The sequence below is a fragment of the Paracoccus sp. BR5-17 genome (assembly GCF_055693925.1).
In genome coordinates, this window is the sequence record NZ_JBVFUV010000003.1 from 1 (window position 1) to 10,000 (window position 10,000).

General features: G+C 60.7%; 6 protein-coding genes, 1 tRNA gene, 2 rRNA genes and 2 pseudogenes (1 of these 11 cut by a window edge). 3 read left to right on the plus strand and 8 right to left on the minus strand.

All coding sequences use genetic code 11. The features are described 5' to 3' along the window. The first annotated feature begins 345 nt into the window (after nt 1-345). Entirely contained in the window at nt 346-1,182 is an 837-nt protein-coding gene (locus ACZ1HC_RS01115) for a protein NO VEIN domain-containing protein (protein WP_472698387.1), read from the plus strand. A gap of 112 nt (nt 1,183-1,294) precedes the next feature. Here the strand turns inward: ACZ1HC_RS01115 and ACZ1HC_RS01120 are convergent, their stop codons facing one another. The 4 genes from ACZ1HC_RS01120 to ACZ1HC_RS01135 form a co-directional block, all read right to left on the minus strand. Then, on the minus strand, nt 1,295-2,542 hold the full coding sequence (locus ACZ1HC_RS01120) for a deaminase (protein WP_472700744.1): 1,248 nt from the start codon (nt 2,540-2,542) through the stop codon (nt 1,295-1,297). Nucleotides 2,543-3,164: 622 nt separating this feature from the next. Beyond that, entirely contained in the window at nt 3,165-3,548 is a 384-nt protein-coding gene (locus ACZ1HC_RS01125) for a hypothetical protein (protein WP_472698388.1), read from the minus strand. Beyond that, complete coding sequence (locus ACZ1HC_RS01130; protein WP_472698389.1) at nt 3,545-4,876, minus strand: recombinase family protein; 1,332 nt, start codon at nt 4,874-4,876, stop codon at nt 3,545-3,547. Before ACZ1HC_RS01130 ends, ACZ1HC_RS01125 begins: the two co-directional genes overlap by 4 nt. Nucleotides 4,877-4,878: 2 nt before the next feature. Further along, nucleotides 4,879-5,325, minus strand: coding sequence for a DUF2924 domain-containing protein (locus ACZ1HC_RS01135; protein WP_472700745.1), 447 nt, complete (start codon nt 5,323-5,325; stop codon nt 4,879-4,881). A gap of 159 nt (nt 5,326-5,484) precedes the next feature. On the opposite strand from ACZ1HC_RS01135, the pseudogene ACZ1HC_RS01140 reads away from it, so the two are divergent. Then, nucleotides 5,485-6,683: pseudogene (locus ACZ1HC_RS01140) on the plus strand (IS256 family transposase). 269 nt (nt 6,684-6,952) lie between these two features. Continuing rightward, entirely contained in the window at nt 6,953-7,117 is a 165-nt protein-coding gene (locus tag ACZ1HC_RS01145; protein WP_472698390.1) for a hypothetical protein, read from the plus strand. 780 nt (nt 7,118-7,897) lie between these two features. Here ACZ1HC_RS01145 and ACZ1HC_RS01150 read toward each other — a convergent pair. The 4 genes and pseudogenes from ACZ1HC_RS01150 to ACZ1HC_RS01165 all read right to left on the minus strand — a co-directional run. After that, nucleotides 7,898-8,104 (minus strand): annotated as a pseudogene (locus ACZ1HC_RS01150) (recombinase family protein); the annotation flags it as partial. Between the two features lie 259 nt (nt 8,105-8,363). Further along, a tRNA-Met gene (locus tag ACZ1HC_RS01155) sits at nt 8,364-8,440 on the minus strand. A gap of 50 nt (nt 8,441-8,490) precedes the next feature. Continuing rightward, nucleotides 8,491-8,606 (minus strand): 5S ribosomal RNA (gene rrf / locus ACZ1HC_RS01160). A 102-nt stretch (nt 8,607-8,708) separates the two neighbouring features. Beyond that, a 23S ribosomal RNA gene (locus ACZ1HC_RS01165) occupies nt 8,709-10,000 on the minus strand; it runs 1,542 nt beyond the window's last position.

Sequence of the window (10,000 nt, forward strand, 5' to 3'; positions counted from 1 at the left end):
CACATTGCAAACCCGAAAACAGGTCCCTCGCGGGGCCTTTTTCTTTATGTGCCAAAGGGGTTTGCAGAGACCATCCGCCCTTCGGAGACTGGCCAGCCGCGCGAGACCGGTCTCCGAACGCCCAGCGTCTCTTTCCACCCGCCCTTCGCTCCCGGCGAGACGGATTCAAAATCCCCATATATTTCAGTAATCTGACGAGGTCGCGCTGCGCCCCTGTTTCGCTGGGTTCGGCTTGTCTCAAAACAGATGGCGACGCGACACGGGCGGCGTGGTCGTTGGTATGTCTTGGGAGTTTTGCGCGAAGTCTCTGATGACAAACGCAGTTTCCGGCCCTAGCCTGGCGCAATGTCAAATGGGGCCTGGACTGATCAAGAGAACGACCTGATCGTCGCGGATTACTTCGCGATGCTGGCCGACGACGTCTCTGGTCGTCCCTACAACAAGGCCGAGCACCGGCGCGGGCTTCTGCCGCTGTTGAACGATCGGTCCGAGGGATCGGTCGAGTTCAAGCACCAGAACATCAGCGCCGTGCTGAAGGGGCTGGGTGAGGACTGGATCCCGGGCTACAAGCCTGCCTTCAATTTCCAGATGGCGCTGGTGGATGCCGTGGCGCGCTGGCTGGCACTGAACCCGGCCTGGCTCGGCCGCCATCCTGCTGCGCGACCGCCGACCGGTCTGGCCGACGCTGCGCCGATCTGGATCGGGCCACCGCCCACGCTGTCGAACCAGCCGCCGCCGCAGGAACTGGAGCAGATGCTGCACATCGCCCGCAAATTCGATGTCGCGGCGAGAGACGAGCGAAACCGCGCCCTCGGCCGTGCCGGTGAGGAGCGCGTCCTGGCGCACGAACGTGCTACCCTGAAATCAGCAGGCCGCGACGACCTTGCGCGGAATGTCCGGTGGGTGTCGGAGGAGGATGGCGACGGAGCCGGCTACGATATTGCCAGCTTCGCGCTGGATGGAAGTCCGCGCCTGATCGAGGTGAAGACGACAAACGGCTGGGAGCGTACGCCGTTCCACATCAGCCGCAACGAGCTGGCTATGGCCGAGGGGCGGCGGTCGGAATGGTCCCTGTTCCGCCTGTGGAACTTCGCCCGCGAGCCCAAGGCGTTCGAGCTGCACCCGCCGCTGGACGCGCATGTCTCGCTGACCGCGACGTCCTTCCAGGCGAGTTTTCATTGAGGCCCTTGATGTGCGGCAAATTGTAGAATGATAGGGGCAGTCAAAATTGACAGCCGCGTTCTGAAAGAATACTTCCACTACTTTCGTTAAGGTTTAAAATTATCCATAATGACTACTGCGGATTAATTCCACTCAAGGTTTCGGCGAGCTGGCGCACGACTTCCGGCTCAAAGAGTACGTGCATGGAAAATCTGTCGCCAACGAGAGGTTTTGGCTCATCTTCGTACCATACCTTTGCGCGACCATCTCTGTTCTTTCTGCCACCCTTCTCGAAAATGTCGCGATATCTTTTGGGAGCAATTCCGTGAAAGTGGCTGAGTATAACTTTGTCGACCGACTGTTGGTCGACGGTTATAGCGTCGTCATGGAGAGCCATGGCTCGGCTCTTGGGGTATGGCTCGATGTACACGATTCGTTTGACACCAGACGCAATGAGGTGTTTTGCACAATTGTGGCAAGGGTAAGTTGTCACATAAATAGTCGAGCCATTTACGGATCGTCCCAATCGGACCGCATCCATTAGCGCCGACATTTCCGCGTGAGTCATTCGACCAAATTCTGTAATATCAGATACCAAGCTTTTCTTGAGTAATTTTTGGAACTCTCCATCTGCGAGCAATTCTTCGGAGCTCATTTTAAGTGAGCCGTGCTTGTCGATGGCTTTAACGAAATCACTGATTATTTGGTTTGTAGCGAGCTTGTTGGCGTCGAACTTTCTATCGATGTCACGTTGAGGATTAATGTCCGAGGCCCAATAATTTCCGCCCCCTGCTCGGGGTACCTCATTGCACCCCAATGAGATCACGTCTCCACTATTCGTCAAAATTGCAGCGCCGACTTGCCGGCTAAGATCAACCGTTCTTATGGCGGCCGCTTTTGCTAAATAGCTCCCGAATTCGTCAATGGTTGGGCTAATTTCCGTTGCGCCGAATAAGGCTCGAATGAAGCGATTGGTTTGCTGGCTTAGTGTTTGAGTGTGGCTCGCGTCAACAAAGAAATCTCCGTACTGAAAAGTTCGAGAAAGCCGCTGTCCATACTCGTTGTCGCCCTCCTCTTGATCGGTATCTATTAACTCATCAACTTTCTTTCTCAGCTCTGAGCCGTGAAGGTCAGGCCTTTCGCCGTTTATAATGGACTCGACAGACTTTATTTGTGTATGATGGTCAACGATAGCGGAAACTTGAATAAATCTACGACCATAAATGGATCGTAGAAATTCAACTTCTTCCTCTCGCTTGAGCTGTCTGATTATGTAGGCCGTGCCAGGGACGGGAAGATTTGGCGCGTCTGGAATTTCGTGATTTTCGTTGATTTTCTGACGAATATTGCAGATTTCAAGAATAGCAAACCGAGCGAGGATGTCCTTTTTTTAGTCTTCTCACAGAGCTCGTTTACGAATTGTATCTTCTCGTCATAGGTCACCGGTGAAGTGAGGTGGGGTAGTGCCGCAGGAACAACTTTGGTGAGGTGGATAACGTGAGGCGTGTAACCCACACTGCGCAATGAGGCTTCCAAAGCAATCTGAACAGAGTTCATGTCGGTGCCGATGGGGCCAACCAGGCCAAAGATAAGTTCGGGTTGTGATGAAGGGTTGGGCGACATTGATGGCCTGTGGATAAAATGTGGATAATCGCGACTTTGCCATCAGAAATGTGTTGCTTGCTCATGTCAAGAAGTTCAGGGTATAGAGAAAACGAGTCACGGGGAGATATCGACATGGCGCAGGAAAGCAACGAAAAATCAACGGCTTGCTCGCAGCCCTCTCAGCCGTCGGGATCGTTCACCCTAAGTGAAGGTCTGCTTAGAGTGGTCAGCAACGTAACCGCTGGTGCTTCCACTAACAGTCCTGCGTCACAGGCCTTCGATCGCCAGCTCTCCAGCTACGTGCGGGCCCAAGGCTGAACTTTCAGACCTTTCTTCGGACAAACTGGGTCAAAGTGCCGTGGTGGCATTAGGGCCTGGTGTTGGTGTACGCCGTATTTTCACCGAAACGCCCGCTCGGCCTGCTCCCCCCAAAGTTCTGCCGCCAGAAAACACATATCATAGAGGCTGACCGCCGATGCTTCGCGGCCGCAGGTCAGGCGTTTGAGCACCTCTGGCGCCAGATAGGCGAGGCGCAGCTGGCGGCTGACGTGGCGTTCGGCCAGACCGACGGCCTCGGCCAGTTCCTGGATCGTGGCGAACTCGCCTGCCTCCATGCGCCGCCGCCAGCCCCATGCCCGGCCGATGGCGCGTAGGATGTGCGGGTCCTGCGTCTGATCCTCGCTCGGGCTGTAGTCGGCGGGCGGCATGATCTTGGGCCGCCCGTTCTTCTTGCGCAGCTTCAGGGGGATCAGCACGCGGATCGTGTCATTGCTTCGGGTCATTCGGCGGCCTCCATGTCGCGTGGGGCGATCATCTCGCGGATGACGCCCGCGACGCCTTCGCGCCGGATGTCGACCTCCAGCCCGGCGGCGGTGACGGTGACGCGCCGGACCAGAAGTTGGATGATCCGCGCCTGCTCGAGCGGAAACAGCTGCGCCCAGAGGGTGTTGAAATCATGCAGCGCCGCAATGGCCTCGGCCTCGGACACCTGATCGCGCTTCAGCGCCGCCAACACCTGCGTGACCACCTCGGGCGTCTGTAGAATGCGCCGGACCTCGGTGACGATGGCGTCCTCGACCATGCCCGCAGGCAGGCGGACCGGTGCTTGATCGCCGCCGCTGTCGTCCTCCGTCGTGCGGTTCTTGATCACGTCCATCGACACGTAATAGCGGTAGAGCTTGCCGCGTTTCTTGGTCGCGGTCGGGGTCATCGCCGCGCCGGTGTCGGTGAAGATCAGGCCCTTCAGCGGCGCTGGCGTCTGCATGCGGCTGTTGCTGGAGCGGGCGTGGCGGTTGCCCTGCAGGATGGCATCGACCTGATCCCAGACCTTGTCGGTGACGATGGCGTCGTGTTCGCCGGGATAGGCCTTGCCCTTGTGGACGGCCTCGCCGCGATAGACGCGATTGCGGAGCACCCGATAGAGGTAACCCTTGTCGATCAGCGTGCCCTGCTTGCTGCGAAACCCCTCCCGCCGCAGTTCCTTCGCCAACATCGTGGCCGAGCCGAGTTCGACGAACCGGTCGAAGATCCGGCGCACCGAGGCGGCCTCGGTCTCGTTGATCACCAGCTTGCGGTCCTGCACATCGTAGCCGAGCGGCACATAGCCCCCCATCCAGATCCCGCGCTTGCGCGAGGCGGCAACCTTGTCGCGGATGCGTTCGCCGATGACCTCGCGTTCGAACTGGGCGAAGCTGAGCAGGATGTTCAGCGTCAGCCGCCCCATCGAGGTGGTCGTGTTGAAGGATTGCGTGACCGAGACGAAGGTGACGCCGTTGCGGTCGAAGACCTCGACCAGCCTCGAGAAATCCATCAGCGCACGGCTCAGACGGTCGATCTTGTAGACCACGACCACGTCGATCAGCCCGTCGTCGATGTCGGCCAGCAGCTGCTTCAGCCCCGGCCGGTCCAGGTTGCCGCCCGAGAAGCCGCCGTCGTCATAGCGGTCGCGGGTGGCGACCCAGCCCTCGGATTTCTGGCTGGCGATATAGGCCTCGCAGGCCTCCCGCTGGGCGTCGAGGCTGTTGAATTCCATGTCGAGCCCTTCCTCGCTCGACTTGCGGGTGTAAATGGCGCAGCGCAGGCGGCGGCCGGGGCGCGTGTTCATGTCCATGGTCAAACCTCCCGCGGTCGGACCTGCAGCCCGAAGAAGCGATAGCCGTTCCAGCGCACGCCGGTGATCTCACGGGCGATGCCCGAAAGGGATTTGTACTTGCGGCCCTGCCACTCAAAACCGTCCTTCAGCACGGTGATGGTGTGCTCGACCCCGTTCCATTCCCGGATCAGCCGGGTGCCCGCCACCGGATTGCGGGGATCTGCGATCTGGTTCTTGCGGCGGGAGACGCCCTCGACCTCGTCGGCAAGCAGGTCCAGCATGCGACGGGTCTCCTGGTCCGGCCCGCCATAGGTCAGTTCCTGCAGGCGATAGGCGATGCGGGACTCGAGAAAGGCGCGGCTGTTGTTCGGTGCGGCGCTGCCGAGAAGCCGTTCCCATTCGGTCTTCAACTCTTTCACCGACATGGCCTTGAACGCGGCGATGCGCGACAGGACGCTTTGGTCCAGGCGCGCGTCCTGCGGCTGTGTCCCATGTGGTGGTGTAGGAGGCCGCGCGCGGAGCCTTTGGCGTAGCGCAGCGCGCGGCCGTAGGTAACGCTGGCGGTCATCGCCGATCTTCGGAGTAGGTTTGGGTTGCAAGACCTGAAACCTGGAATGGAGACGACGATGACCAATGACAGAATGGCGCTAATCGAGCTGGTTGAGAAGCAGGCTGATGGCGATCTCGTGCGCGAGATGCTGGCCTTTGCGGCCGAGCGGATCATGGAAGCCGAAGTTGAGGCGCGGACAGGGGCTGCCAAGGGGGCGCGAACGCCCCTGCGGGAGGTTCAGCGCAACGGATACCGTGACCGCGATTGGGACACCCGTGCCGGGCGGATCACGCTGGAGATCCCGAAGCTCCGGAAGGGCAGCTACTTTCCCAGCTTTCTGGAACCGCGCCGCACAGCCGAGAAGGCCTTGGTGGCGGTGATCCAGGAAGCCTATGTTCACGGTGTCTCAACCCGCTCGGTCGACGACCTGGTCAAGGCCATGGGCGCAGGCGGCATGTCCAAAAGCCAGGTCAGCCGCCTCTGCGCCGAGATCGACGAGCGGGTGAATGCGTTCCTGAGCCGTCCGTTGGAGGGCGCTTGGCCCTACCTGTGGCTCGACGCGACCTACCTGAAGGTGCGCGAAGGCGGGCGGATTGTCAGCCATGCCGTGATAATCGCTGTCGCCGTGAACGAGGATGGCAAGCGCGAGGTGCTGGGGGTCGCGACTGGCCTCTCTGAGGCCGAGGCGTTCTGGATGAAGTTCCTGCGCTCCTTAGCCGACCGCGGTTTGCGCGGCGTGAAGCTGGTAATCGCCGACGACCACAAGGGTCTGCGGGCCGCCGCGCGCCGGGTCTTCAACGCAACCCACCAGAGATGCCGGGTTCATTGGATGCGCAACGCCTTGGCCCATGCTCCAGCCAAGAGCCGCACCGCCATGGCGGCGATGCTGAAGACGATCTTCGCTCGAGGCAAACCAAGGCCGAGGCGGAAAAGCAGTGGGATATCGTCGCGGATGCGTTGCGTGAGAAGCAGTCGAAGCTGGGCGCCCTGATGGACGCCTCCCGTGACGACGTGCTGGCCTACATGTCCTTCCCCCGCGAACACTGGGCTCAGATCGCCAGCACAAATCCACTGGAACGGGTGAACCGCGAGGTGAAGCGACGCGCTGACGTGATCGGCATCTTTCCGAACGATGATGCAGTCATTCGTCTCGTCGGCGCGCTGATGCTCGAGACAAACGACGAGTGGACCGTCGCCCGGCGCTATATGAGCCTTGAAACGCTCGCCCGCGTCACCGACAATCCCAACGTCAGGCTGCCCGCCGTGGCATCCTGATCGAACCCTAATCTTTCCGGGGGTCGGCGCTCATACACCATGCCCTGGGGCACTATCCGTCCTGCCCGGGCTTGGGCGGCATTATCTTACTGTGATGCTTCATCAATTCCTCCGATGCGGATGCGTTTCCTGCGACGACCACCGCTCTTTCGGGGCGGGTAGTCCACGGAACTGTCTCCGTCGGCGGGCGATAAAGAACTGGACTTCCCGGCATTCAGGCGAACGACGCCTGCGGCGAGGATGCGGCCCAACTCGGCAACCCCGACGCGGTGCTGGCAGAGATCGCGGCGACCAACGCGAAGCTCGACGACCTCGGCCTCGTGCTCGACAGCGACCCGCGCCGCGTCACCAAGACCGGCAGCGCGCAGGCGGGCGACCCGACAGCCCCCGCCGATCCGGAAACCACCCCGGCGCAGGCCGACCAACAGGACTGACCCCATGGATACAATGATCGAACTGCCGGCCCTGCGCCGGTCGGCGGAGCTTGCGCCGAACAGCGTCGACAATGACGCGCGCACCGTCGAAGTGATCTGGTCGGCAGGCGCTCGCGTTCGTCGCGCCAGTTTCTTCGGTGAACCCTATGACGAGGAACTGAGCCTTGATCCCTCCCATGTCCGGCTCGACCGGCTGAACGCGGGCGCGCCCTTCCTGAAGGTGCACGAGATCGACACGCTCGACGCCGTCATCGGCTCGGTCGTGCCCGGCTCGGCCCGGATCGAGAACGGTCGCGGCATCGCGCAGGTGCGGATCAGCGAGCGTGCCGACGTCGAGCCGATCTGGCGCGACATTCAGGCCGGGCACATCCGCGCCGTCTCGATCGGCTACCAGGTCCACCGCTTCGACATCTCCAAGCCCGATGGCGGGCGCGAGCTTTGGCGCGCGGTCGACTGGACCCCGTTCGAAATTTCGGCCGTGCCGGTCGGCGCCGATCCCGCCGCGGGCTTTCGCGCCAAGGGCGAACATCACGACTGCGTCCTCCATCGCCGGGACGCCGAAACCAGCGAAGGAGCATCCCCGATGACCGACAAGACGACCCCGGCCGCCCCGGCCGACGACACCCCCGACACGGCAGCGACCGAGGAGATCACCATGCCTGACGACAAGACTGACGCACCCGAGGCGCAGGCGCGCGCGGCAGAGACGCGCAGCCAGCCGAAGGCCCCCAAGCCCGAGGCACCCGACGCCGAAGCCATCGCGACCCGCGCCCGCGAGGCTGCCCGGGTCCACAGCCTGCCGAGATCGGTGCGATGTCCTTCGGCGTTCAGGAGCTCCGCAATCTCGCGCTCGGCACGCCCCTCGTTCACGAACATCTCGTACATGCGCTGGACGACCCGCTGCTCCTCCTCGGGGCCAGGAACCAGGATGACGCGGTCGGTCTGCAGGCTCTTCTGCTCGCCACGTGACAGTTCGCCCTTGGGGTTCGCAAGCTAGTAAAATGTTTCGTGGTTCGACCTGGAAGGTGTCGAATAGCAAGTCACGATGTTCATAGATGATCTCGTCCCCTCGCCGTGGCTCGCGCGACGGGAAGGCAACCAGCGTAGCACTGATTCAAGCGCAGGAGGAGGAAGCTAGAGTGCGAAGGACTTCGGCCCCTCTTGCTTCCACAGTGCTTCCACGAGCGTTGGAACGCAAACGCCGCCCCGGAGGGCGGCGCTTAAGCGTTTTATAACGCGAATATTCTGGTTGCGGGGGCAGGATTTGAACCTGCGGCCTTCAGGTTATGAGCCTGACGAGCTACCGGGCTGCTCTACCCCGCGGCAGGGATGTTTGGCGGGCTCGTTTCAGAGAGGGTTGCGTGTCTTTCCAGGTCTGGCGGTGACCTACTCTCCCACGTCTTGAGACGCAGTACCATCGGCGCCGCGGCACTTAACGGCCGAGTTCGGGATGGGATCGGGTGTTTTGCTCGCGGCTGTAGCCACCAGACCGGGAAAGACACGCTCAGCGTTGTCCCGCGCGCCCTTTTGGGGGTGTGCGGGATGGTGTTGTCCAAGGATGCGGGGAGGAAGGGTCTGCCTTCTTCCGGATCAAATCAAGCCTATCGAGCCATTAGTACCGGTCAGCTGAACGTGTTGCCACGCTTACACCTCCGGCCTATCGACGTGGTGGTCTTCCACGGCTCTCAAGGGAGACCTTGTTTCGAGGGGGGCTTCACGCTTAGATGCCTTCAGCGTTTATCCTGTCCGTTCATAGCTACCCTGCACTGCCGTTGGCACGACAACAGGTCCACCAGTGGAACGTTCACCCCGGTCCTCTCGTACTAGGGGCAACTCCTCTCAAGTCTCCAACACCCACGGCAGATAGGGACCGAACTGTCTCACGACGTTCTAAACCCAGCTCACGTACCTCTTTAAATGGCGAACAGCCATACCCTTGGGACCTGCTCCAGCCCCAGGATGAGATGAGCCGACATCGAGGTGCCAAACGATGCCGTCGATATGGACTCTTGGGCATCATCAGCCTGTTATCCCCAGCGTACCTTTTATCCGTTGAGCGATGGCCCTTCCACTCGGGACCACCGGATCACTATGGCCGTCTTTCGACTCTGCTCGACGTGTCAGTCTTGCAGTCAGGCTGGCTTCTGCCATTGCACTCAACGAGCGATTTCCGACCGCTCTGAGCCAACCTTCGCGCGCCTCCGTTACTGTTTGGGAGGCGACCGCCCCAGTCAAACTCCCCACCACGCAGGGTCCCGGACCCGGATGACGGGCCGCGGTTAGACATCAGAACAGCGAAGGGCGGTATCTCAAGGGCGGCTCCACGGGAACTGGCGTCCCCGCTTCAAAGCCTACCGCCTATCCTGCACATCGCAATCCTGATGCCAGTGCGAAGTTGGAGTAAAGGTGCATGGGGTCTTTCCGTCTAACCGCGGGAAGTCTGCATCTTCACAGACAGTTCAATTTCGCTGAGTCCACATTTGAGACAGCGGGGAAGTCGTTACGCCATTCGTGCAGGTCGGAACTTACCCGACAAGGAATTTCGCTACCTTAGGACCGTTATAGTTACGGCCGCCGTTTACCGGGGCTTCAATTCAAGGCTTGCACCTCTCCTTTTAACCTTCCGGCACCGGGCAGGCGTCAGACCCTATACGTCGCCTTGCGGCTTCGCAGAGCCCTGTGTTTTTAGTAAACAGTCGCCACCCCCTGGTTTGTGCCCCCGACCGATGCTTGCGCACCAATCGGGCCTCCTTCTCGCGAACTTACGGAGGTATTTTGCCGAGTTCCTTAAATGTGGTTCTCTCAAGCGCCTTGGTATTCTCTACCAGTCCACCTGTGTCGGTTTCGGGTACGGTCTTGTGGAGGGCTGTTTCCAGGAACCGC